Origin of the sequence: Pseudoalteromonas sp. S8-8, from assembly GCF_000497875.1 — a bacterium.
Taxonomy (GTDB): domain Bacteria; phylum Pseudomonadota; class Gammaproteobacteria; order Enterobacterales; family Alteromonadaceae; genus Pseudoalteromonas; species Pseudoalteromonas arctica.
The window spans coordinates 1-24,674 of the sequence record NZ_AUTR01000022.1 but is presented as its reverse complement, the minus strand read 5'-3'; the positions used below and the strand labels follow the sequence as shown (position 1 = coordinate 24,674).

General features: G+C 38.9%; 28 protein-coding genes. 22 read left to right on the top strand and 6 right to left on the bottom strand.

Annotated elements, in window-relative coordinates; translation table 11 throughout:
* Positions 1-50 precede the first annotated feature (50 nt).
* From L659_RS0106125 to L659_RS0106095, 7 genes are read left to right on the top strand one after another with little or no spacing between them, the layout of a single operon-like run.
* The gene (locus L659_RS0106125) at positions 51-1,217 is read left to right on the top strand and encodes a protein-glutamate methylesterase/protein-glutamine glutaminase (RefSeq protein ID WP_024589939.1); all 1,167 of its coding nucleotides are present in this window, start codon (positions 51-53) and stop codon (positions 1,215-1,217) included.
* On the top strand, positions 1,210-1,974 hold the full coding sequence (locus L659_RS0106120) for a flagellar motor protein (protein ID WP_024589938.1): 765 nt from the start codon (positions 1,210-1,212) through the stop codon (positions 1,972-1,974). The genes L659_RS0106125 and L659_RS0106120 overlap by 8 nt, the downstream gene beginning before the upstream one ends.
* A gap of 1 nt (position 1,975) precedes the next feature.
* Positions 1,976-2,935: a flagellar motor protein MotB gene (locus L659_RS0106115; protein ID WP_024589937.1), complete on the top strand. Its 960-nt coding sequence runs from the start codon at positions 1,976-1,978 to the stop codon at positions 2,933-2,935.
* Between the two features lie 12 nt (positions 2,936-2,947).
* Positions 2,948-3,718: a ParA family protein gene (locus L659_RS0106110; protein WP_024589936.1), complete on the top strand. Its 771-nt coding sequence runs from the start codon at positions 2,948-2,950 to the stop codon at positions 3,716-3,718.
* Positions 3,719-3,721: 3 nt separating this feature from the next.
* Complete coding sequence (locus L659_RS0106105; protein WP_007585828.1) at positions 3,722-4,516, top strand: chemotaxis protein CheW; 795 nt, start codon at positions 3,722-3,724, stop codon at positions 4,514-4,516.
* Between the two features lie 24 nt (positions 4,517-4,540).
* Entirely contained in the window at positions 4,541-5,038 is a 498-nt protein-coding gene (locus tag L659_RS0106100) for a chemotaxis protein CheW (RefSeq protein WP_002959294.1), read from the top strand.
* A 17-nt stretch (positions 5,039-5,055) separates the two neighbouring features.
* Positions 5,056-5,457, top strand: coding sequence for a DUF2802 domain-containing protein (locus L659_RS0106095; RefSeq protein ID WP_024589935.1), 402 nt, complete (start codon positions 5,056-5,058; stop codon positions 5,455-5,457).
* A 31-nt stretch (positions 5,458-5,488) separates the two neighbouring features.
* Here the strand turns inward: L659_RS0106095 and L659_RS0106090 are convergent, their stop codons facing one another.
* Together L659_RS0106090 and fliK are read right to left on the bottom strand one after the other, a co-directional pair.
* Positions 5,489-5,797: an EscU/YscU/HrcU family type III secretion system export apparatus switch protein gene (locus tag L659_RS0106090; protein ID WP_024589934.1), complete on the bottom strand. Its 309-nt coding sequence runs from the start codon at positions 5,795-5,797 to the stop codon at positions 5,489-5,491.
* 2 nt (positions 5,798-5,799) lie between these two features.
* Positions 5,800-8,253, bottom strand: coding sequence for a flagellar hook-length control protein FliK (gene fliK, locus L659_RS0106085; RefSeq protein ID WP_024589933.1), 2,454 nt, complete (start codon positions 8,251-8,253; stop codon positions 5,800-5,802).
* A gap of 113 nt (positions 8,254-8,366) precedes the next feature.
* On the opposite strand from fliK, the gene ccmA reads away from it, so the two are divergent.
* The 10 genes from ccmA to L659_RS0106035 are packed head-to-tail and all read left to right on the top strand — an operon-like array spanning position 8,367 to position 16,084.
* Positions 8,367-8,987, top strand: a complete 621-nt coding sequence (gene ccmA, locus L659_RS0106080) for a cytochrome c biogenesis heme-transporting ATPase CcmA (RefSeq protein WP_096058052.1) — start codon at positions 8,367-8,369, stop codon at positions 8,985-8,987.
* Positions 8,987-9,673: a heme exporter protein CcmB gene (gene ccmB, locus L659_RS0106075; RefSeq protein ID WP_002959286.1), complete on the top strand. Its 687-nt coding sequence runs from the start codon at positions 8,987-8,989 to the stop codon at positions 9,671-9,673. The genes ccmA and ccmB overlap by 1 nt, the downstream gene beginning before the upstream one ends.
* Entirely contained in the window at positions 9,673-10,410 is a 738-nt protein-coding gene (locus L659_RS0106070; protein ID WP_007585844.1) for a heme ABC transporter permease, read from the top strand. The genes ccmB and L659_RS0106070 overlap by 1 nt, the downstream gene beginning before the upstream one ends.
* A 2-nt stretch (positions 10,411-10,412) precedes the next feature.
* Complete coding sequence (gene ccmD / locus L659_RS0106065; protein WP_007585846.1) at positions 10,413-10,616, top strand: heme exporter protein CcmD; 204 nt, start codon at positions 10,413-10,415, stop codon at positions 10,614-10,616.
* Positions 10,613-11,092 (top strand): cytochrome c maturation protein CcmE, encoded by a 480-nt coding sequence (gene ccmE / locus L659_RS0106060; protein WP_007585848.1) that lies wholly within the window; start codon positions 10,613-10,615, stop codon positions 11,090-11,092. The genes ccmD and ccmE overlap by 4 nt, the downstream gene beginning before the upstream one ends.
* 2 nt (positions 11,093-11,094) lie before the next feature.
* On the top strand, positions 11,095-13,065 hold the full coding sequence (locus L659_RS0106055) for a heme lyase CcmF/NrfE family subunit (protein WP_024589932.1): 1,971 nt from the start codon (positions 11,095-11,097) through the stop codon (positions 13,063-13,065).
* Positions 13,062-13,631, top strand: coding sequence for a redoxin family protein (locus tag L659_RS0106050; protein ID WP_024589931.1), 570 nt, complete (start codon positions 13,062-13,064; stop codon positions 13,629-13,631). The genes L659_RS0106055 and L659_RS0106050 overlap by 4 nt, the downstream gene beginning before the upstream one ends.
* Positions 13,631-14,092, top strand: a complete 462-nt coding sequence (locus L659_RS0106045; protein WP_024589930.1) for a cytochrome c-type biogenesis protein — start codon at positions 13,631-13,633, stop codon at positions 14,090-14,092. The genes L659_RS0106050 and L659_RS0106045 overlap by 1 nt, the downstream gene beginning before the upstream one ends.
* Positions 14,093-15,343 (top strand): c-type cytochrome biogenesis protein CcmI, encoded by a 1,251-nt coding sequence (gene ccmI / locus L659_RS0106040; protein ID WP_024589929.1) that lies wholly within the window; start codon positions 14,093-14,095, stop codon positions 15,341-15,343.
* Positions 15,344-15,352: 9 nt separating this feature from the next.
* Positions 15,353-16,084 carry an MlaA family lipoprotein gene (locus tag L659_RS0106035; RefSeq protein WP_007585858.1) on the top strand — a complete coding sequence of 244 codons (732 nt, stop codon included), beginning with the start codon at positions 15,353-15,355 and terminating at the stop codon, positions 16,082-16,084.
* 62 nt (positions 16,085-16,146) lie between these two features.
* Here the strand turns inward: L659_RS0106035 and L659_RS0106030 are convergent, their stop codons facing one another.
* Positions 16,147-17,373: an EAL and HDOD domain-containing protein gene (locus L659_RS0106030; protein ID WP_007584100.1), complete on the bottom strand. Its 1,227-nt coding sequence runs from the start codon at positions 17,371-17,373 to the stop codon at positions 16,147-16,149.
* Positions 17,374-17,705: 332 nt separating this feature from the next.
* On the opposite strand from L659_RS0106030, the gene putP reads away from it, so the two are divergent.
* The gene (gene putP / locus L659_RS0106025) at positions 17,706-19,184 is read left to right on the top strand and encodes a sodium/proline symporter PutP (RefSeq protein ID WP_024589928.1); all 1,479 of its coding nucleotides are present in this window, start codon (positions 17,706-17,708) and stop codon (positions 19,182-19,184) included.
* Between the two features lie 275 nt (positions 19,185-19,459).
* On the opposite strand, the gene L659_RS0106020 is transcribed toward putP, so the two are convergent.
* A complete protein-coding gene (locus L659_RS0106020) occupies positions 19,460-19,777 on the bottom strand; it encodes a YebG family protein (protein ID WP_007584105.1) in 318 nt (105 codons plus the stop codon).
* 313 nt (positions 19,778-20,090) lie between these two features.
* Between L659_RS0106020 and L659_RS0106015 the strand changes: the two genes are divergently transcribed.
* Positions 20,091-20,387, top strand: a complete 297-nt coding sequence (locus L659_RS0106015; RefSeq protein ID WP_024589927.1) for a ComEA family DNA-binding protein — start codon at positions 20,091-20,093, stop codon at positions 20,385-20,387.
* A 24-nt stretch (positions 20,388-20,411) separates the two neighbouring features.
* Here L659_RS0106015 and L659_RS0106010 read toward each other — a convergent pair whose 3' ends face one another.
* On the bottom strand, positions 20,412-20,714 hold the full coding sequence (locus L659_RS0106010) for a DUF6170 family protein (RefSeq protein WP_010553884.1): 303 nt from the start codon (positions 20,712-20,714) through the stop codon (positions 20,412-20,414).
* A 1-nt stretch (position 20,715) separates the two neighbouring features.
* On the bottom strand, positions 20,716-21,234 hold the full coding sequence (gene dsbB / locus L659_RS0106005; protein ID WP_007584117.1) for a disulfide bond formation protein DsbB: 519 nt from the start codon (positions 21,232-21,234) through the stop codon (positions 20,716-20,718).
* Positions 21,235-21,778: 544 nt separating this feature from the next.
* Here dsbB and fadR point away from each other — a divergent pair.
* From fadR to L659_RS0105990, 3 genes are all read left to right on the top strand, one after another.
* Positions 21,779-22,492: a fatty acid metabolism transcriptional regulator FadR gene (gene fadR, locus L659_RS0106000; protein ID WP_004335692.1), complete on the top strand. Its 714-nt coding sequence runs from the start codon at positions 21,779-21,781 to the stop codon at positions 22,490-22,492.
* Between the two features lie 364 nt (positions 22,493-22,856).
* Positions 22,857-23,462: a peroxiredoxin gene (locus tag L659_RS0105995; RefSeq protein ID WP_007378637.1), complete on the top strand. Its 606-nt coding sequence runs from the start codon at positions 22,857-22,859 to the stop codon at positions 23,460-23,462.
* A 133-nt stretch (positions 23,463-23,595) separates the two neighbouring features.
* On the top strand, positions 23,596-24,674 hold a 1,079-nt coding region (locus tag L659_RS0105990), incomplete at its 3' end, for an IS4 family transposase (RefSeq protein WP_024589926.1).

Here is a 24,674-nt window from a genome sequence, read left to right as displayed (position 1 = left end):
TAGGTATATATTTAATATATACCTACGCATAAATTTAATAAGAGAGCTAAATGGCCGTTAAAGTTTTAGTTGTTGATGATTCAAGCTTTTTTCGCCGCAGGGTAAGCGAAATCCTTGAGCAAGATAGCGATATACAAGTTATAGGCTTTGCTGTGAATGGCAGAGAAGCTGTTGAAAAAGCAGCTCAGCTACGTCCAGATATGATCACTATGGATGTCGAAATGCCTGTGCTTGATGGTATTAGCGCAGTTAAAGAGATAATGGCGAGTAATCCAACGCCTATCTTAATGTTTTCATCACTAACACGTGATGGCGCAACAGCAACGTTTGATGCGCTAGATGCTGGAGCAATGGATTTTTTACCGAAAAAATTTGAAGACATCGCTCGCAATAATGAAGACGCTATAAAGCTTTTACAAAATAAAGTGAAAGATATAGGGCGAAGACGTTTACCGCGAACGCTTAAATCTGCAACACCACCTAAGCCAGTAATATCAACTAAACCGATAACAAGCTCACTTTCGCAAAGAACAAACACACTAACGCCTTCGATAAAACAACCCGATAGAAGCTTTCAAAGAGCAGCACCTACAACACCGTCAGGTTCTAATGTTGCCTCAATGCGAGCAAGTGGAAAGCAATACCAGCTTGTAGCTATTGGCACTTCTACAGGTGGCCCTGTTGCACTACAAACTATACTGACTCAATTGCCAGCTAATTTTCCTCACCCTATTTTGCTTATTCAGCATATGCCTGCGGCTTTTACACCTGCATTCGCAGCGCGCTTAAATGGTCTGTGCCAAATAAAAGTGAAAGAAGCGCAACAAGGTGACCGCTTACAACCAGGAACGGCTTATCTAGCGCCTGGCGGACAGCAGATGATGGTAGAAGGGCGTGGTGCAAATAGAACTCTGCGCGTATTTGAAGATCATAGCGAGAGAATAAGTTATAAACCGAGTGTAGATGTAACTTTTGCCAGTGCAGCAAAAACGTATCAAGGCGATGTGCTTGCTATTGTTTTAACAGGCATGGGCGCTGATGGACGTGACGGTGCAAGAATGTTAAAGCAAACGGGTGCAACTATTTGGGCACAGGATGAGAAAAGCTGTGTTGTTTATGGAATGCCTCAAGCCATTGCTAATGCGGGGCTTTCGAGTGAAAGCTTAGCATTGAGCGATGTTGCAGCACGTATAAAGAGAGAGGTAGGTTGTGGATAAACTCTCAATATTTGGACTATTTGTAGCACTGGGTGCAATAGGTTTAGGTTACTCTTTAGAAGGCGGCGTTGTTTCTGCTTTATTTAATGGCCCTGCCCTTATTATTGTATTAGGCGGCACGCTTGGTGCTGTTATGTTGCAAACATCAGCAAGTACCTTTAAAAAAATGCTAAATATGAGTTCTTGGGTTTTTGTTGCGCCACAATATGATATTGAAGATGCAATAGATCAAGTTAAGCGATGGTCTCATAAGGCACGTCAAGAAGGTTACTTAGCGCTTGAAAACGAAGCGCTAGCTCACCCAGATGCATATGCAGCAAAAGGTTTAAGCTTGCTTGTAGATGGCTGCTCAGAGCAAAAACTACGTGACACGCTTGAAATTGATTTACTGCTAGAACGCGATCGCTTGCTTGAAGCCGCACGTGTTTATGAAGCGATGGGGGGCTACAGTCCTACCATTGGTATTTTAGGTGCTGTGCTTGGTTTAATACAGGCAATGTCGTTTATTACCGATCCACAAATGCTTGGTGCAGGCGTTGCAACGGCATTTATCGCGACTATTTATGGTGTTGGTTTAGCTAATTTATTGTTTTTACCTATGGCAAATAAGTTAAAACAGCGTGTAGAGCAAAAAATGCTTTACCATGAAATGCTTGCCGAAGGTGTGATTGCAATAAGCGTTGGCGAAAGCCCCGTAAATATAGAATTAAAGCTTGAAGCCTACCGTGTAGAGCGTCCTAATTTAGTGGACGAATAACATGCTACGCCGACGACTGCGTCACTCTGCTCCAAAAAATCAACATACAGAGCGTTGGCTTGTATCGTATGCCGATTACATGACCATTATGTTTGCTTTTTTTGTGGTGCTGTATGCGATAGCGATCAACAAAGAAGAACAATTTCAAATATTGTCAGACTCCCTTGAACACGTTTTTGATAAATCTGCCCGCCAGCACTCCCAGCAAGGTGAGGGCGTCAATGGTAATGGAATATTGACTGATAGAGTGACACCTGAACAAGAAGTTCTTTATGGTGAAAGTATTTTAAAAGAAGAACAAGGTCCAGAGTTACTCGATGGTCAAAGTGATACAAGTAACATACAACAAAAATATTTAGGTAAACCACTCGATAGCTTACTTACTAAACTGCAGTCAGCGCTTATTGATGAAATTCGTGATGGAGAAGCCAGCTTAGAGCTTAATCAAGATTGGCTGATTATAGAGCTAAGCTCAGGTATGTTATTTTCAAGTGGTAGCTCAGTTGCACACTCTAGGGCAAAACAAGTCGTCAAAATTGTTAAAGATATTATTGCTCCAGTAGATAACTATATTAGGGTGCGTGGCTATACTGATGATGAAAGTATTCGCAATGAAATATTTCGCTCAAATTGGGAACTCTCGGTTGCTAGAGCAACATCTATTTTAGTAGAGCTGGAAGCATTAGGTATTAATTCTGCCAGAATGGCGATAGAAGGTTATGGTCAATATTCACCTTTTGTAAGTAACGATACAGAACAAGGGCGAGCAGAAAATCGTAAAGTTGTTATTGCACTTTCTAAGTATGGTTTACCACCAATACAAGACATTAAAGGTGATGAACAAGCCGTCAAGCCAGTAGCGGAAGAGCCTGAAATTGAGCTTCCTTCAGATGACGATACAATAAAAATAATTCGTTTGCCTCATGGTGGTATTCGCATAACAACGCGCAATGAACAGTAATTAGGATGTAATGTGAAGATTTGGACTGTCGCAAATCAAAAAGGTGGTGTTGGTAAAACAACAACAGCAGTGAGCCTTGCTGGTATTTTAGCTTTGCAGGGTAAGCGTGTGTTGCTTATTGATACAGATCCTCATGCATCACTCACTTATTACTTTGGCATTGACTCAGAAGATTTGGAAGTCAGCGTATATGATATTTTTGCGCGTGGCACGAGCATGCAAAGTGAAGAGATACTTCAAGCTTTATGCCCATCAACACTTGAAAACCTAGATATTTTACCCGCAACAATGGCGATAGCCACGCTTGATAGAAGCATGGGAAATAAAATAGGTATGGGATTAATACTAAAAAAAGCGCTTGCAAAAATCAGTGAACATTACGATTATGCCATTTTAGATTGCCCCCCAGTTTTAGGGGTGTTAATGGTTAATGCGCTTGCAGCAAGTGAGCGAATTTTAGTGCCAGTGCAAACGGAATTTTTAGCACTGAAAGGGCTTGATAGAATGATGCGCACTATGGAATTAATGCAAACCTCTCAAGCGAAAGATTATCAATATACTATAATCCCTACTATGTATGATAAACGAACTAAAGCATCGTTAGAAGCATATAAAACACTGCAAAGTACGTATGGTGATAAAGTCTGGCCAGGTGTGATACCGGTAGATACTAAATTTAGAGATGCAAGCTTTGCGCAAAAAGTGCCTGTAGAGTATTGTCCTCGTTCGCGTGGTGTATACGCATATAAAGCACTGCTAGAATATTTAATTGAACAAGGTTAATGAATGAGTAAGCAATTATTTGCTAATGAAAAAGTAATGAAACAATACCTAGGGGCTTTGTTATGTGAAGACGAGCCTGTAGATAACCTTGAGCCAGTCGCAAAATTACTTGAGCAAATGCCACACGACTCGCAGCAAGAACATATTCATTTAAAACCAAAAGAACAGATAAAAGCGGCAGAAAAAATATTTGATCAAGACTTACTTAATTCTGAAATTAAGCCAATAGTTGAACCTATTTTTGAAGCCGAAAAAGTTAATAAAGCCATTGACGATGAAGTAATAGAGCCGATAAGTACGATTACAGAAGAACCAGAACCTCAGATTATAACCACCAGCCAATCTGACTATTTTGATGGTGAATTTCAGGCATTATTTTTTGAAGTTGCTGGTTTAACATTGGCTGTGCCATTAAAAGCATTAGGCGGTATACATCAATTAGGTGAAGTAAATCATTTATTTGGTAAGCCAAAGTGGTTTAAAGGCGTTATGCTCAACAGAGAAGAAAAGCTTAATGTTGTTGATACTGCTCGTTGGGTAATGCCAGAAAAGTATGATGATAAATTAGAGGCGTCTTTAGATTATCAGTATTTAATTACCTTAGGTGATAGCCAGTGGGGCTTATTAGCTGAAAAGTTGATAAATAACATTACATTGAGTAAAGAAGATGTAAAATGGCGTACAAATAAAAGTAAGCGCCCATGGCTTGCTGGTGTTATAAAAGAAAAAATGTGTGCTTTAATAGATGTAGATAATTTAAATATATTATTAGAGAAAGGCTTAGATAGCCGTCAGTAGTAATGACCATTACGGGGTAATAGCATGAATCAAGATAAATTACTGTCAGCAAATAAAAACGCAGATAATAATGATGAAATTTTACAGTGGGTTACGTTTAAGCTAGAGGAAGAAACCTACGGCGTAAATGTAATGCAAGTACAAGAAATACTTCGTTATACAGAGATAGCCCCTGTACCAGGTGCACCTTCTTACGTTATTGGTATTATTAACTTACGCGGTAACGTTGTAACTGTTATTGATACTCGTGCACGTTTTGGTTTGTTAGCTGCTGATGCAACCGATAATTCTCGTATATTAATTATTGAAGCTGAAGAGCAAGTTATCGGCATTTTAGCCGACAGCGTATCTGAAGTCGTTTATTTACGCAGCTCTGAGATCGATAGTGCACCAAATGTTGGTACTGAAGAAAGTGCTAAGTTTATTCAAGGCGTTTGTAATCGTGATAATGAGCTACTGATTTTAGTCGATTTAAACAAGTTACTCAGCGATGATGAATGGGATGAGTTAAGCGATATATAAGCTTTACCAAATAAATTATGCTGTTACTTAGTATAGCTATATCAGCGTTAGCGGTAGGACTTATATCGCTTGCGCTAATAATTGCATTAAAAAACAAACAAGTGAATGAAGTTAATGCTGTATTACAGCAGCTTAAAGATAGCTCAGAGCAAACTCATATTTTGCGAAGTGAAATTTCAGAGCTTAGAACAGGGCTTTTAAGTATTGGTAAGCGAGTGCTTGAGGTTGAGCAACAGAATCAAGATTTAATACAACAACAAGCTGCGCAAAAATACGATGACCCTGATGCTAAAATTTACTCTCGTGCAGTAAAAATGGTTGAGTTAGGTGCGGACCTCGATGAGGTGATACGCGAATGCGAATTACCGCGAGCAGAAGCCGAATTACTATTTTCACTACATAAACAAAAAGGCGCTTAGCGCCTTTTTAGTTATAAGCGTGTAAATAATCTCACGCTTTAATATTTAACTTACCTTGAAAGTCTTGCCAGCCTGGCGGAAATTGACCTCTTAATACATACGAAAACGCAATAAGCTCTGCAATTACATAATAAAGCTCTTTAGGGATTTCTTCCCCTAAGCTTAAATGCGACAACGTTTTAGCAAGCGCAGCATCTTCGTGGATCATAATTCCTTTTAATTTTGCCGCTGCAATTATTTCGTCAGCTAACTCACCAAACCCTTTTACACTTACAGTGGGTGTGTTGCCAGCTTCGTATAAAAGCCCAATGGCTGACTTATTAATAGGTGTATCACTCATTACTAAACCTTAATATTAATAATTGCATGAGATTTATAAAATGCCTGATTATTTGCATCGCCTCGCTTTAAGTTGAGCTCTCCAACTTGTAAACCGTGCTTAGCTAGTTTGGATCTTAAATTATCTAAGTGAGGGTGAGCAATTGCGCTTACTTCTTGGCTCGAGGCTAATAGCTGGCAATCGAGTGCTTTATCCATTAACTCAGCGGTAATCTGTAACTGCCCAATCTGTGCATAATCAAAGTTTAACCTGACAAACCATACATTTTTATCTTCTAATTTATCTGCGCTTGGCTTTTTATACTGCCCCAATGTTATTTCTGTTTGGGCGGCCTCAGGCGGCAATTTCATTGGTAATAAAAATTGTGCAAGCGGGTTTGTGTCTGGTTGTTGATTTGGTGTTGAAACACTTACTTGGGTAAGTGTGTTTTTAACGTGTACGATTTCGCTAGCCAATGCTTGAACTTGAGCTTGCTGCAGTTGCTCAAGTATTTTTGCTCCCGCGTTTCCTGTTTTAAAAGTAGGTATGAGTACTTGTAAAAGTGCATCTAAGCCAGTTTGGTTATTAAAGTTTATCGGTGTTACTGATTGGCTAATTATAGGGGCTGCTAAAATACTCACTGCAACTTGTTCAAGTCCTTTAGTGAAGCTACTTTGTAGTATATCACCCGTTAATTGAGATGGTTGTAAGGTGGCTAATACTTCACGCCGTATGGTCGCAGGGTTAATATTATTACTTGAGACCATGCGATTAAATGCTTGGTTAATTAAGCGAGTTAAATCGGGCGTTTCTTTTGTTGCTCTATTTGTAATGTCAGTAATTTGACTACTTAAAAGCTGTTTGTTACCAGCTAATCTATCCGTAGGGATTGTGGTATCAGGAAGCTTTAATAGTGTGCTTAATAGCTTTGCTTCTATTGGTTGTAGCATTTGACTACGAGAGGCAATATTAGATAACGGCTCTGCTAATGGGAGCATGTTTTTAATCGAGGCTGAGTTTGCACTGTTTTGATTGTTGCCGTTTATTACTGGTTGCACTGAAGAGGTTATTTGCCCTTTAGTAACAATTTCACTTGTAGGCTTAATTAACGTATCAACTTTACTGTTAGTACTAATATTCAGAGCACTCAATTGACTCGCGTTTAAATTACTTGGCTTAGCGCTCGCCACTCCATTTTGAGTAATATTATTTGGCGTTGGCGTGTTAGCTGTTGTTATATTTGTAGATGATTGCCAAACACTAACACTTCCTTTTATTTGCTGAGTTAATTGTACAAGTGGCGGAAGTCTTGAAAAGTGCTCTGGTAAAGTATTGCTCGTATTACTATTTAACGCAGTACTTACATTTTGGGTAATGTTAACTCTATTTAACGGTGATACTGTTAATTGCATAACTAAGCTCGGCCTTTGTATCGCAGATGATCCAGACGGCGGCATTAACTCAGATTTATTTGCTGCTGCAAAGGGCTTACTTTCAAAATATTTAACTGCATCATTAATTCGCGTTTTTAAATCACTAAAGCTATTTTGTAGCCACGACTTTATTGGGCTATCAGGTGTAAGCAGTGGGCTTGCTTTAATAGTGGACGCAGAAAAATGTATTTCAGGGACACTGCTTTTTTGAGCTAAAAGTAACTCGTTAAACGGTTTAGAAAATGAGTTATTAAGAGTTACTTTTATATTATTAGTATCGGTTTTAATAAGTAATTTATCAGCCTGATTTATTAAATTTACCTTAATGGGGGTGTTGGGTAGCTCACTAACTTGTTGATTAGTAATAGGCGTTGTAAACGAACCTGACTTTTGAGGATGAGTCAAAATAGCTAGTTTAGGTGTTGCTTGAAGTTGCGCACTAGGTAATAAGGCCACGAGTAATTTAGTAAGTTTAGTTTGGCTAAGTGGTTGCGTATGAATTGTATCTGCAAAGCGATTAATAACATTAAGCTGTGCGCCTTTGTTAGTCGTACTAACAACTACTTTTAAAGGCTGCTCAGTTAAAAGTAACTGCGCTACGTCTTTATTTATGGCAATACTGGCGTTAAGTTTATCAATTACTAATTTTGGGGTAGGGGACATAACCACCTGTAAATCCATTGGTTTGCTTTGTACCTCAGTGCCCGTGCTTACATAATTTAATAAACGCTGTAATTGTACTGGTTGATTTAAAGTAAGGGTTGTAGTGTTTGGCGTGATGTTGAGCTGTTTGCCATCGGGACTAAGTTGTATGTTAGCACTGGCTATCTTTTGTAAATTTTGAGGTGCGCTTGTAGTGCCAAGTCTTAATGTTTGCCAATGTTTATCAATAAATACATCAAGCGTAATCGAGTCTTTCGAAAATTGAATGTTTTTAGCCGCAAGTACCTCATTAGGTAATTGCGATAACTCATTGGTTTGAGGGTTTGTCGATTGATTGATAACCAATGAATTAGATAATGTTATTTGCGTTGGCGTATTCATTATTTTAAATCAAGTTTTCTCTATTTTAAGTGAATCGATTTTAAAGCAATATTCGTATTACCCTATCATTATGGTAGACTAACGCCTAATTTTTGGCAGAGAGAATCGTCATCTTGTTACACATTAAGTCCGTCACCTGCATCAAGCAAGATCGTTGTTTGTTTGCGGATCTTAATTTTAGCCTTAATAGCGGTCAAATCATGCAATTAGCGGGTCCTAATGGGGCTGGTAAAACATCGCTATTGCGTATTATCGCAGGCTTTTCTGTGCCTGATGAAGGAGCTGTTTTATTTCAAGAACAGCCTATATCTAAGTATTACGAAGAGTATGCCAGAGAACTACTCTTTATAGGCCACAAAACAGGTGTAAATACTCAGCTTAGTGCAGTTGAAAATGTTCGTCATTGGTTACAAATTAATGGCTACATAAACCAGCCTGACTTGTATCCCATTTTAGCGCAACTTGGCCTTGTTGGACTTGAAGATGTACCGGTTAGAATGTTATCTGCTGGACAACAAAGACGTGTAGCTTTGGTCAGGCTTTGGTTAAGTGATGCTAAATTATGGGTACTTGATGAGCCATTTACCGCGCTTGATAAAAGCGGTGTTGCCTTTTTACAGCAGCGATTTACCGAGCACTTACTAAACGGTGGAGCTATTTTGTTAACGACTCACCAAGACTTAACGACCCATTTTAGTAACTTGCAAACGGTTACACTGGAGTATCGTCACTAATGACTCGTCAACATTCTTATTGGTTGCTATTTAGTGCGGTATTTACCAAAGATGTAAAACTTGCGTTTCGCCAGCGCGCTGAAATTGTAAATCCTATTTTGTTCTTCTTAATTGTAATTTCATTATTTCCGTTAGCAATCGGGCCTGAGCCTGGTTTACTAGCGAGAATGGCACCGGGAATTATTTGGGTTGCCGCATTACTTTCTACCATGCTGGGCTTGGATAAACTGTTTAGAGATGATTTTAATGATGGCTCATTGGAGCAGTTAATTGCATCGTCTTACCCGTTATCGTTAACCGTACTTGCTAAAGTGGCTGCTCATTGGGTGGTGACAGGTTTACCGCTTGTATTAATGACCCCGCTATTTGCATTGTTGTTAAACCTAGAAAGTACGGCGTTAACAGCAACCGTTTTAACATTATTATTAGGCACACCATTATTGAGCTTTATTGGCGCAATAGGCGCTGGGCTTACTGTGGGATTACAAAAAGGGGGTATTTTGATGAGTTTACTCGTACTGCCTTTGTATATTCCTGTTTTGATTTTTGCAACGTCGGCTATCGATACCAGTACAATGTCACTGGATTATAGTGGGCAGCTTGCCATCCTTGGTGCAATGTTACTTATTGCTATTATAAGCGCACCAATTGCCATATCGTCAGCTTTAAAAGTGAGTGTAAGTTAATGTGGAAGTGGTTACATCCCTATGCTAAAGCAGAGCGTGCATACCAGTTATGCAATACGTTACTGCCATATTTTGCCGTAGTTACCGTAGTTAGTATGATTGTTGGATGGGTATGGGGGCTTGGTTTTGCACCTGCCGACTACCAACAAAAAGACAGCTACCGTATCATTTTTATTCATGTGCCTTCTGCCATTTTATCTATGGGGGCTTACTCATCAATGGCTATTGCAGCTGTTGTTGCACTTGTATGGCAACTACGAAATGCCGAACTTGCCGTTATTGCTATAGCGCCTGTTGGTGCTTGTATTACAGCTATAGCGCTTATTACTGGCGCTGCATGGGGTAAACCTATGTGGGGTGCTTGGTGGGTATGGGATGCGCGTTTAACGTCTGAACTTATTTTATTATTTTTATATCTTGGCGTGCTTTCGCTTTATCATGCATTTGAAGATAAGAAGTCAGCAGGGCGTGCAGCTTCTATTTTAGCAATTGTTGGCGTAATTAATTTACCTATTATTCATTACTCAGTTGAGTGGTGGAATACGCTACACCAAGGCGCAAGCATTACAAAACTAGACACTAAAGCAATAGACCCAAGTATGTTTTGGCCACTTATGGTTAATATTTTAGCCTTTGCTGCTTTTGTAGGAACAGTGACTTTAATTCGTCTTAAAAATGAAATTTTACAACGCGAAAAGCACCGACCGTGGGTGCGTTTGTTGTTAAATAAGGGGTAATTATGCAGTTTGACTCTTTTTCTGATTTTATTGCAATGGGAGGCTATGGGTTTTATATCTGGCTTTCTTTTGGTACATGCGCTCTTATTTTACTCGGTATTTTAGTGAACTCTTTAAGAGATACCAAACGTATTATGGCTTCAGTTGAGCAACAAATAATACGTGAAGCGCGAATTAAAAAAGCTAAACAGGAACAAGCCTCATGAATCCAAGACGTAAAAAGCGCCTATTGGTAATTATTGCCGTACTGTTTGGTATTGGTGGATCAATTGGTTTAGTGCTTTATGCACTTCAAGAAAATATTAATCTTTTTTATACGCCAAGCGAACTTATTGATGGCAAAGGGCCTAATAAAGAAAAACCATTCATTGGCCAAAAGCTACGTATTGGTGGCATGGTTGTACCAGGCACGGTTGAGCGTAATGAACAGAGCTTACAAGTAAGCTTTAAGCTAATTGATACAGGTCCATTAGTGACCGTGCGTTATCAAGGCATATTGCCAGACTTGTTTCGTGAGGGGCAAGGCATTGTAGCGCAGGGCGTATTAATCGAACCTAATGTTATTGAAGCATTTGAAGTGCTTGCAAAGCATGACGAAGAATATATGCCAGCAGAAGTTGCAGAGGCAGTTAAAGGTATTAAGCACGAAAAACCAAAATACAACTTAGATAGTGGTAATTAGCTATGATCCCAGAAATTGGTTATTTTTCTTTAACGCTTGCCATGGTGCTAAGCGTTTTACTGTGTATTTTTCCTCTTTGGGGCGCGCATACCGGTAATCTTCGATTAATGCGTGCAGCTCCCTCTTTAGCAATTGGGCAATTCGCTTTTGTTTTAATCTCTTTTGCAGCACTTATTTACGCCAGTGTAACGGATGATTTTACCGTATCGTATGTGGCATATCATTCAAGTAGTACGCTACCTTGGTATTACAAAATCACCTCTACATGGGGCGGCCATGAAGGCGCTATTTTACTGTGGTTAGTAATGCAAGCTGGTTGGACTGCCGTTGTTGCTGCGCGTTCTAAATCACTCCCTTGGGTGCTACGTGCCCGAGTATTGGGCGTACTTGGTTTTTTAGGTGTAGGTTTTATGATGTACACCTTACTACTTTCAAGCCCGTTTGAGCGCCTACTTCCTTATTTCCCGGTAGAAGGGCGTGATTTAAATCCGTTGCTTCAAGATCCGGGCATGATTATTCACCCGCCATTACTCTACATGGGTTATGTAGGGCTATCAGTTGCTTTCTCTTTTGCTATTGCTGCGCTATTAACTGGCAAGCTTGATAACACGTGGGCTAAATGGTCACGTCCTTGGACAATGACTGCGTGGGGCTTTTTAACACTAGGTATTACAATTGGTAGCTGGTGGGCATACTCAGAACTTGGCTGGGGTGGCTGGTGGTTTTGGGATCCAGTAGAAAACGCATCATTAATGCCATGGCTTGTTGCGACCGCATTACTGCACTCGTTAAGCGTAACTGAAAAACGCGGTGTGTTTAAATCGTGGACCGTATTACTTGCTATAGCAGCATTTTCATTGAGCTTATTAGGCACATTTATTGTGCGCTCGGGTATTATTGTATCGGTACATGCTTTTGCAACAGACCCTGATAGAGGCTTATTTATACTCGCCTTTTTAGGCATAGTTGTAGGTGGTGGCTTAGCGTTATATGCACTGCGTGTATCGCAAGTACATAGTGAAGGTCGATACAAGTTTGTATCACGCGAAGTGGCGTTATGGCTCAATAATATATTTTTAGTAGTTGCTACATTAATCGTATTGCTGGGTACTTTATTACCTATGGTTCATAAAGAAATGGGCTTGGGCAGTATTTCTATTGGCGAACCGTTTTTTAATAAGATGTTTGCAATAATTTTAGTGCCGTTTGCTATTTTGATGGGGATAGGGCCATTTTTACGCTGGAAGCAAAATAAATGGGCTTTCTTACAAAACAAAATATTAATGGGCGTATTAGCCAGTGTAGTGATTACCTGTGCTTGGTTGTTTTCAAGTTACGATTTAGTAAAACCACTTACGCTACTAGCCACTACGCTTGCGGTTTGGATTGCAATATCAACTGGGATCGACATTTATACTAAATCTGCTGTACACGGCACCTTAAAAGAAGGTTTAAAACGCTTAGGTGTAAGTTACTGGGCTATGGTGCTTGGGCATATTGGTATTTCGTTTGTTATTGCAGGTGTAACGCTTACATCAGCATATTCAGTTGAGCGTGACGTATCGATGAAACAAGGCGACACAGTTCAGCTTAACGAGTATGAATACCGCTTTGATGGTGTTAAAACTATTCGCGGGCCGAACTACAGTGGTCATGCTGGTGTTGTATCGGTGCTTAAAAACAATGAGCTAGTAACACGCTTACACGCCGAAAAGCGTAAGTATGATATTGGTATGCAGTTTATGACCGAGGCGGCAATAGATGCAGGCTTTACACGTGATTTATACTTAGCGTTAGGTGAGCAGTTGAGCCAAGGTGCATGGTCACTTCGCATTTATCATAAACCGTTTGTTCGTTGGATGTGGATTGGTGGTGTGCTTATTTCCCTAGCTGGATTTATGATTTTATTTGATAAACGCTACCGTACATCAGCTAAAACAGCGCGTAGAGCTGCATCGGAGAATGTTTTATGAACCGTAAAATTTTAGCTATTGCGCCGCTTTTAGTATTTGCTTTTGTGTGTGTATTTTTATACCAAGGCCTTTTTGCTAATCCTCGTGAAATTCAAACGGGTCGGTTAGGTCAAGAAATGCCAGCATTTAATCTACCTGATTTAATGCAAGACAATAAGCCGTGGACTAACGAGTCTTTAAAAGGCGAAGTTTACTTACTAAATGTATGGGGTACTTGGTGCCCAACATGTTTAGTTGAACTTGGTTATTTAACTAAGTTACGTGAGCAAGGCGTTAAAATTATTGGGCTTTATTACGTACAAGGTTACGACGCTGACTTTGATGGCCCTTTTGATATGCAATCACTTCGCAGTGAAGTGAGCGATATGCTACAACGTGCGGGTGACCCATATCAATTTAATATCTTGGATTTACATCGTACTTTGTCGTTGGATTTAGGTGTTTCGGGTGCGCCTGAAACATTTTTAGTCGATAAAAACGGCACTATTTTGTTGCATCACACGGGCGATATAAACCCGCGAGTATGGCGAGCCAAATTTGCGCCAATTATGCAGGAGCTTAAATAATGAAATGGTTACTACTTACGCTTAGCCTTTTTGTAAGCATCAGTGCGTTTGCAGAGCAAGATCGCTATCAATTTGATAACAACAAACAAGCAATATTGTTTGAAGAGCTAACTAAAGAGCTGCGCTGTCCTAAGTGTCAAAATCAAAACATTGCGGATTCTGACGCTGTTGTTGCTAAAGACTTGCGCGATAAAGTACTTGTATTGGTTAAAGAAGGTAAGAGCAAAGACGAAGTGATTGATTACATGATTGACCGCTTTGGCTATTTTGTTCATTACGACCCACCAGTTACACCAGCGACTTTAGTACTTTGGGTATTACCTGTATTAATTGTCATAGTCGGCTTTGGTTTTATTGTTATTCGCCAGCGAAAAGCATCAGTAAAACAAACGTGGAGCAGTGACGACGAAATGCTGTTAACGAAGCTAATTGAACAAAATAAACGTCAGGAGCAAAGTTAAATGATTTTAATGTGGGCGTGTTTTGCTTTACTCACACTGGTTGCTCTTGGGTTTGTGATGTTGCCTTTTTTAAAAAAAGAGCGCGTTCAAACAATTACTCATAACGCCAATGCTGAGCTAATTAGCATTTATGAGCAGCGTTTAGTTGATTTACAAACCGATTTAGATAATCAGCGTATTGATACCGTAAATCATGCAGAATCAATTATTGAATTAAAACGCCGTTTATTGAATGAGTTATCACCAGAAAAATCACTAAACAGCAAAGGTAATAATCGTATTTTTGCTTTAACTGGTGGCGCATTTGTTCTTGCTCTAACAGGTGTTTTTTATGGTTTAACGGGTAGCCAGCAGCAAATTTCGGCTTGGCATGATGCAATGGATAATTTAGCTGATTACGGCGAGCGTGCTGTAATGCAAAAAGGTGAGCCGCTTAGCCAAAATGAGCTGCAGGCTTTTGCATTGGCACTTCGTACAAAGCTTAGCCGCTCAGGTGATGACGAAGTCGCTTGGATGCTACTTGGACGAGTTGCTATGTCGCTTAATGAATTTGACATGGCGCAGCAGTCATTTGATAAAGCACTTCGTATGAATCCTGATAATATGCAGGTACTTATTAGTTACAGCCAAGTTTTATTGCTAGAAGGTAGCGAAGCTAATATGACCCGTGCGGCAGGTATGCTCTCAAAAGTACTAAAAGTAGAGCCTACCAATTTAGATGCAATTTCGTTATTAGCACTCATTGCTTATGAGCGTAAAGATTGGCCTCAAGCCAAAGCTGCATTTGAAGTTTTACTTGCGAGTATGGAAAAAAATGATTCTCGTTATAGCATGATCTCTGAGCGTATTGCTGATATAGAGAAGCAAATGCGAGCGGAAGGTTCTGTTATGCCAGTTACTACAACGGGTGCTATTGCAGTTACAGTCGACATTGCAAAAGAGCTTATAGATAAACAGCCAAAAGACGGTATCTTGTTTATATTTGCAAAAGCAGCAAGTGGTTCGCCAATGCCATTAGCTGCTGTTAAACTCGCTAAATATTCATTTCCAATTACAGTTGAGTTGAGTGATAGTAGTGCAATGGTTGCAGGGCTTAACTTATCTAGTGCAGAAAATATTATTATTTCGGCGCGTATTTCTATAGATGACTCGGTTATGCCAAGTTCTGGTGAGCTAGAAGGTCATTCAGAGTCGTTAAAGCGTGAAAGTGTAAGTGACTACCAACTTCAAATTGATACATTAATACCTTAAGGACGTTAGATGTTAAAACACAGTTTTACTTTTTTATGTTTATTGATACTAGCCGGGTGTGCTCAAGTACCACAAAGCAAAGTAGATGACAGAGATCCGCTGCAAAGTATTAATCGTCCGTTATACGACTTTAATATGGATGTACTGGATGCTTATTTATTGCGCCCAGTTGCTGTAGGTTATGTTGAAGTAACGCCTGTACCGGTAAGAAATGGTATTGTTAATTTCACAGGTAATATTACAGCACCTGTCGATATGATTAATGCGGGTTTGCAAGGTAAGCCGGGTAATGCAAGTGTGAGCTTAGCGCGTTTTTTAGTTAACTCTACGGTTGGTATTTTTGGTATTTTTGATGTTGCCAGTTCACTTGGTCTTGAAATTGTAGATGAAGACTTTGGACAAACGTTAGGTGTATGGGGCGTGGGTGATGGCGCTTATTTAATGCTACCTGGCATGGGTCCTACAACAGCACGTAACCTGACCGGTGATGTAGTCGACAACTTTGTATTACCTGAAGTTGCGCTAACGACTCCACAAACTATTCTAGTGTTTGTTTTAAAAGCGGTAGAAGCTCGTGCATCATTAATACCTCAAGAAGGGCTATTAAATGATTCACTTGATCCGTACTTATTTGTAAAAGATATCTACTTTCAGCGTCAAATTTATGAGCTGTACGATGGCAACCCACCTATAAAAGAAGAGCCAGCTGATTTTGATGAAGACTTTTTAGAAAGTTTATAATTGAAAAGCCACTCATAAAAACGCCAGCTAAATGCTGGCGTTTTTATTTGCTGTTTATATATTTATTTTTCGTTCACTACTAACTGCATTTGTTCATTAACCCAAGCTAGCGCTTCATGATAAGCATCGGGAACTTTTTCACCTAGATTTAGCTCTTTCGTTAGCTCGTTTGCAGCTGACCAGTTTGCTTGCTCGTAGTATTTAACTAAGTTTAAATATTTTGCTAGCAAGCCTTCATCGTTTAATAGCGCTGCTTTTATGTCATTAGAAAGTGGAAGCTTTTTCATCACGCTTTCCATGCTCTCATCCAAAATTGCATCCATTAGCGACATCATACCGGTTAAAAATGCCATGCCGGTATCTTTAAACTGCCCATGGGATATAGCGAGCAATTCAGCAAATCGAGCGCGCGTAAGCGATAGCCTTATTAGCTCTACAGGTTTGTCTGCTGATACTTGTGCTGCAAACAGTAGTGACAATAGCTTTTTAATTTCATTGGCGCCAAGCACTATAAGAGCTTGCTTAATGGTACTTATTTCTGCGCGTCTTGCAAATGCGGCAGAATTTGAATACCTAAGTAATTTATAAGATAGATTTACATCACGTTCAAACACATCAGTGATTTTCTTAAGATCCATATCAACACTTGATGTTTCGTAAAGCAATTCAGCTAATGCCATTTCTGAAGGTGGTAGAGCCTTACTTTGTACCATTTCAGGTTTTGAGAAGAAAAATCCTTGGAAATAATCAAACCCAAGCTCTAAAGCTTGTTGGTAAATTTCATAGGTTTCTACTTTTTCGGCAAGTAACTTAATATGTGAGTGCGGTTTTAAATCGTTAAGTACCGTTTTTATTGTATCTATATCGGATGCTAAAAAGTCTATTTTAATAATATCAATAAATGGGTAAAAATGACGCCATACAGGTTGATGAATGTAGTCATCAAGAGCAATAGTGTAACCTTTATCTTTTAAATCTTTAACGATAGCTAATAAACGCTTACCAGGCTGGATAGTTTCAAGTATTTCTACAACTATAGTGTCTTTACCTAGTAGTGTAGGGTAACCCTTTGATAGTGTTTCTAGGGTGAAGTTTATATAGGCAGGTTTATTGTCAGTTAAATCTTCTAAACCAAAATTAAACTGGCTACCCTCTATAAGTCGTGTTGTTGCTTCGTCACCATCTATATCGGGAAATACGTTATCAACGCCATCACGAAATAAAAGCTCATAACCGATAAGTTTTTTATCTCTATCTAAAATCGGTTGACGTGCAGCGTAAAAATACATAAACAGTTCCGTAAGAGTGATGTAATTGGGTATTGTAATAATATATGGCAAAAGATTCAAAATAGCATTACGTATATTTGCATGATTAATAAATTATCATTATAAATTAAGGTGTTTCTTCTATTTAATTCATTATATTTTACCAATTCGCTTTAAAATTATTCAACATGAGTATTTTTGTATCAGCTGGAAGCAACAAGTTGGAGATTTTATTGTTAGGCATGATATAGTCAGCGAGAATGGTTTTTATCCTAATAGTGTCTTTATTATAATATTTTAAGAGTCAATATTCGGATCAAGAGCCTGTTATTAATAATTATGCGGAGGCTAATTTGGAAACAGGAATGATTATTTCACTAGCATTATATTTTGTTGTAATGTTAGGTATCGGACTATATGCATATAAGCAATCTACTGGCGATGTATCAGGTTACATGTTAGGTGGACGAAATCTATCACCAAGTGTTGCTGCACTATCTGCAGGTGCATCTGACATGAGTGGCTGGATTTTAATGGGCCTACCTGGTGCGATGTTTGTTACTGGTTTTAGTAGTACATGGATAGCAATTGGTTTGGTGATTGGTGCTTGGTTAAATTACCTGTTAGTTGCACCTAGATTACGTGTGTACACTGAAAAAGCAAATGACTCTATAACAATCCCAGATTACTTCTCAAATCGCTTCAATGATAAGTCAAACTTATTACGTGTTGTATCTGCTGTTGTTATTATAGTCTTCTTTACTCTTTACACGTCATCTGGTGTTGTAGCCGGCGGAAAATTGTTTGAAAGCTCATTTGGTTTAAGTTATGAAGTGGGTTTATACATTACAACGGGTGTCGTTGTTTTATACACTTTGTTTGGTGGCTTTTTAGCGGTTAGCTTAACTGATTTCGTGCAAGGTTGTATTATGTTCATCGCGCTGATTCTAGTGCCTACCGTTGCATACTCTTTACTTGAACAACCTCTAGAATCTACTTTACATAGTGTAAATCCAGATATGCTTAACTGGATTGGAGCAGGCTCTGCATTAGGTATTATTTCTGCAATGGCATGGGGTTTAGGTTATTTTGGTCAACCACATATCATCGTTCGTTTTATGTCGGTACGTAGTGTTAAGGATATGCCTAAAGCTCGCCGTATTGGTATGACATGGATGATTGTTGCTGCCCTTGGTGCTGTTGGTACTGGTATATTTGGTGCTGCTTATACTTATGAAAATAATATTATAGTTGAAGATCCTGAAACGATTTTCCTAATTCTTTCTGAGTTATTGTTCCACCCACTTATTGCTGGCTTTTTACTAGCTGCAATTTTGGCTGCTATCATGAGTACTATCTCATCGCAATTGCTAGTAAGCTCAAGTTCATTGACTGAAGATTTATATAAAACATTTTTACGTAAAGATGCTAGCGACTTTGAATTAGTTACTGTTGGTCGAATTAGCGTTGCATTTGTTGCCCTGTTTGCAATTTATTTAGCGTACGATAGAGATAGCTCTATTTTAGACCTAGTAAGTAATGCATGGGCAGGCTTTGGTGCTGCTTTTGGACCACTTGTATTGTTTAGCCTTTATTGGAAACGTATGAATTTTGCTGGCGCCTTATCTGGTATGTTAGTAGGTGCGTTTACAGTGCTTGTTTGGATTTATGGTCCGTTTACTATTAATGGTGAAAGTTTAAGTAGCTTTATGTATGAAATAGTACCTGGCTTTATTTTAGCGAGTATCGCAATTGTTGTTGTTAGCTTAGTAACAAAAGAGCCAGAGCAAAACATCACTGCTTTATTTGATGAAGTAGAAAAAGAGCTTTAAATAGCAATTACTATTCATTTTAAAATGAGTAGTAAGTAATACCAATCCGCGATAATACTTAATCATTTTGCGGTGCTAAACGTGTTGCTACCGGCGTTAAAAAATTATCATTTAGAACAACTAAATATCAAATTTTTTGCCTAGCTATCAACACGTTTTTCCACCCTCAAAATAGATCACTTAATTAAGCGAATTGGTATAATAAAAAAGGGAGCAACTAAGTTGCTCCCTTTTTTATTTAGTTTGTCCCGTCCGAGGAGAGGACAATCTACGAGTTAACTTGCTTTTTTATCGTTGTTATCTTCAATTGATGCAACGTTATCTGACTTTTTACTTTTTGCTGGCGCTTTGGTAACAACTGGATCTTTGCCGCCCTTTAATATGGTCATAAAGTCATCTTTGCTTTTCGCTATTTCTAAAGCAAGTGATTCAATTTGTTGCTCACTAAGCGGTACGTCTACCTTTTCTAGCATTAGCTCAAGTGATTCTGCTATATCGAGCATCTTGTCATAAGCATCAGCTTCTTTTTTGGTAGTAAACGTCATACGCTCGACTCCGTTTCGTTCTACAACATATTTAACAACAACAGCCATGATTTCTCCTGCAAAATTGCTTGGCACCGTGGTTTGTAAAAACCATTAGATTACTGTTTTTATGTACAGTAATGGTTTGGGCGTAAATTTGCAAGCGCGAAGTATTAATTTTTAGGTGTCTTAAATTTGACAAAAAACGGTAACTTTACTTTAGTTAAGCAATCACTTGTTGTACCAGCTGCATTTTCAGGATTTCGGATCATAGTGATAATGCGTTTAGGTACACTTTAAATGATGAGCTTTTCAGTTCCTTACTTTTTGGTTTTCCTAAGCAACATTCAAAATTAAGAAAAGAAGAATAGGGACAAGTTTGATGAAAACGTTAAAAAATTTATTCATAATAAGCTTATTATGCTTACTACCTGCAACTACCGTATATGCACAATTATCGGAAGTAACTAAGCAAATGCCTCAAGTTGAGACAATTAGTATAAATAATGCTGATGCAGATATGCTTGCTAAGCTACCGGGTATAGGTAAGAAAAAAGCGCAGGCAATTGTGGATTACCGTGAAGAAAACGGCGAATTTAAAAGCGTTAGTGATTTATCGCAAGTTAAAGGAATTGGTAAAAAACTATTAGCCAAATTAGAGGGGAAAATTTCACTTTAATAGCAGTAGATAACAATCAGGGCGCTATGCGCCCTGATTAAATTGTTTTAATGCATCGCTTAAGTGTTTTTTAGCAAAGTTGATTTCAATAGGTGTTGTTAAAAGTGGGTAGCAAAGTCCGCCGAGTATCAAAAACGGGATTAATATCCAACCTTTAAATACCGTGAATATTAAAAATAGTGGACTTAGTAATATTAATTTAATAATACGCAGTAACACTTTATCAGTTGGCGATAACATACTTAAAGAAAGTGCTATTACGTCTTGGCGCTTGCGTACTTTTAGATGTTTAAGCTCATCTAATTGGCTTGAAAAAAATGTAAACATATCAAATCGACTTTTTAATTAATAAACGGCCAATAACTATAATAAATAGTGTTAGTGAGAAAATCCCAAATATAATTTCCATCCAAGCAGGCATGCTCAAACCAACAAACTGCCAATCTATATTTCCACAATCCCCGGTCGCCTGAAAAAAGCTAGGTATCCATTCATGTAACGGCATAAACGATGGGAAGTTTGGTTCAAACTCACAGCTAAATGCAAAAGGGTCTGTGGTGGTTTGCATATCAATATGCTCGCGAGCAATTAAATATCCCCAAACACTCGATACACCCCAAATTACATACGCTAATATACGAACTGCTTTGCTCTGTGGTTTAGTCGAACCTACGATTCCTGCGCCTAATAGACCCAGTACGGCTGTACGTTGATATATGCACATTATGCAAGGCGCCAATCCCATTTGGTATTGAAAGAAAAGGGCGGTCACTTCAAGTAAAAAAACGATAGCTGTAAATAAAAGCCACGGGGTACGTTGGGTGGGTAATTGGGCAAGCCAGTTCATAAAAATTCCGCGTTTAAATAAGACGTTAGATTATGACCTAGGATAATGTATGCGGCAACAAAAAGGAAAAAAAAGCTACCGAAGTCGCTTTTTATAAGATGAAATTATTGACCACTCAATGCAGCCTCAGCAGAGGCTACATGACGCTCTACTTAGTTCCCATTGATACATAAGCTTAGTTATATCGCTTACTTATACTACATTGGTACATTGCCTAATCAATTCTTTAAAGTTGCGGTTAGAACGCTCTGTTGCATAGGTGTTCCTTTTTAATGTACTTATGTGTTTTAAGTTGATTAAGCTAGGTATGGTGTAAATAAAAAATACCAATAATTACAATGTACCTACAATGAATATTGCTCTGTATATTTATACATTGTAGCGATATTAGAGAAACCTAAATTTTATTATTTATTAATCTTTAATTTCTACTCATTTGCTTATTAATATACCTGACTTTACTTGTTAGTTATGCTTCGTCTGGTACAATCAGTCAGTTATTCGTGTAAAACGATGAGTGTTGATTAATTCGAGTGGGAACTGGATGAGAATTTTTAAAGCGAAAAGCCCAGCAGGATTTGCTGAAGAATATATAGTTGAATCTATTTGGAACGGCGATTTCCCTCCAGGTTCAATTCTACCTGCCGAGCGAGAACTTTCAGAGTTAATTGGTGTAACAAGAACGACCTTGAGAGAAGTATTACAGCGTTTAGCACGTGATGGTTGGTTAACAATTCAGCATGGTAAACCAACAAAAGTAAATAACTTTTGGGAAACGTCTGGCTTAAATATTCTTGAAACACTAGCGCGCTTAGATGAAGACAAGATGCCAGAGCTGACAGATCAGCTTTTATCTGCACGTACTAATATTAGTGCTATTTATACACGTGCTGCAATTAAGTTAAATCCTGAACGTGTAATTGAAATTTTATCACAAAGTCATGAGCTAGAAGACACTGCGCAGGCATTTGCTGACTACGATTACAAAGTTCATCATGAATTAGCCGTTGCGGGTAATAACCGTATTTATGTATTAATACTCAACGGTTTTAGAGGCTTTTATTCAAAGATTGGTTGTCATTACTTCTCTGATGCTGGAACTCGTGAACTTGCTCGTCAGTTTTATAAAGATTTAACAATCTTGGCAGAAAATAAAGAGCATGATGGTGCTATTTCGATGATGCGTAAATACGGTCATCAAACAGGTGAGATTTGGCAAAAAATTCGAGGCGATATGCCCTCAGATATAATGGATTAAATTTAAACGAGAAACCTGCATTTGCAGGTTTTTTTGTAGCTGTAAAAATTAATACCGCATTATATGAATTTTTAAACAATTTAATGTATTAAGCTTTCTTCAGTAACGTCAAAAGTTCTATCTAATTACAACGCAATTTACACTTCAAAATAGACCTATTATTCAAGCAGATTAGTGCAAGTTGTAAGTGTTCGTTATTTTCGATTGCTCACATCGTTAAATGCGATTGTTCTTTTGTAGTGAATAACTCTAAAATGCCAATTAATTATATGTGTGCGCTATTGGTTTTTAATTTTTAGCGCCCATATAAGTACCAGCATTGCGAAAGCAATTGAAAACAAACTCAAAATATTTGGAGAATAAAATGGGTGTATTAGTAGGCCGCCAGGCACCAGACTTTACCGCTGCAGCTGTTCTTGGTAACGGTGAAATTGTAGATAGCTATAACCTTCATGAAACAATTAAAGGTAAAAAAGCAGTTATCTTCTTTTACCCACTAGATTTCACGTTTGTATGTCCTTCTGAACTTATTGCATTTGATAAGCGTTTTGAAGAGTTTCAAAAGCGTGGCGTAGAAGTAATTGGTGTTTCTATCGATTCACAATTCTCACATAACGCATGGCGTAACACTGCTGTTGCAGACGGCGGTATTGGTAAAGTTCAATACGCACTAGTTGCAGATGTTAAACACGAAATTTGTAAAGCGTATGACGTTGAGCATCCAGAAGCGGGTGTTGCATTTCGTGGTTCATTCTTAATCGACGAAGAAGGCAATGTACGTCACCAAGTAGTGAACGATTTACCACTAGGTCGTAACATTGACGAAATGCTTCGCATGGTTGACGCGCTAGCGTTCCACACTGAACACGGTGAAGTATGTCCTGCTGGTTGGACTGAAGGTAAAAAAGGTATGGACGCAAGTCCTGAAGGCGTTGCTAAGTTCTTATCTGAAAACGAAGGCGAGCTATAATTTAGCCCTTAGTTTTAAATAAAAAAACCGCCAATTGGCTAACACCGATCAGTTAAGGTATTTTTGATCGGTTGACCGATCTTTTGGTTGCTTCACAATACCCTTATCATCTTTTGATTATGAGGGTATTTTTATGCTTAGTCATTGGTTACTTGATACAGATATATTCGCCACTCCTGACTCTTTATCTACATTTCAGAAACATATCCCTCTTGAGTGGATTTCTAATGTGCTCGAGCAGACCGATAAAGCAAGTATTCGCAAACGTAAGTTACCTGCTGAGCTTGTCGTCTGGCTTATCATTGCAATGGGTCTTTTTCGCGACCGCTCTATTAGTGACGTTGTTGAGAAGTTAGATTTAACACTCACTGATACCCTGGGCGATACGGTTGCTCCAAGTGCTATTCCTCAAGCGAGACAGCGCCTGAGTAGCGACCCCCTCCAAGCCTTATTTCACCTATGTGCAGCCCGTTGGACACAAGAAGAAGATGCTGATGATACGTGGTATGGACTCCGGTTATTTTCTGTTGATGGAACGCAATTTCGTGCACCTGATACACCTGCTCTTGCTGAGCACTTTCACTATATTAAGCACAGTAAAAACCGTCATACAGAATATCCTATTGTACGCCTATGCGCCTTAAGCTCCTTGCGTAGCCGGTTGATACACCACGTTGCCTTCGGGCCCAGTTATCAAGGTGAGGTGAACTACGCAAAGCAGTTATTTGGTCATGTAAGTGATAACAGTCTAACTATTTTTGACCGATGTTATCTCAGCGCTGAGCTACTGATTAATTGGCGTAAGCAACACCCACAGTCGCACTGGATGGTCCCGATTAAAAGCAACACGCAATACACCGTCATTGAATCTTACTCTGAGCATGACTTCAAAGTAGAGATGAGTGTATCTGCGCATGCCAGAAAACAAGACCCTTCGCTTCCTGAGTGCTGGCAGGCCAGACTGGTTCTTTATCCTGAGCCAATGGGGCCTGGAAAAATAAAAGGTCTGCTGTGCTCTTTGGATGATAAACAGGCTTTTGGTGCACAGGCCATTCTTGATGTCTATTTCGAGCGCTGGGAAATTGAAAATAGCTATGGAGAAATAAAACACCAGATGCTTGAGGATAGTATTCTTTTGCGTAGTCAGACTGTGGATGGAGTCAATCAAGAGCTATGGGGTATATTGCTAGCCTACAATTTAATTCGAGTAGA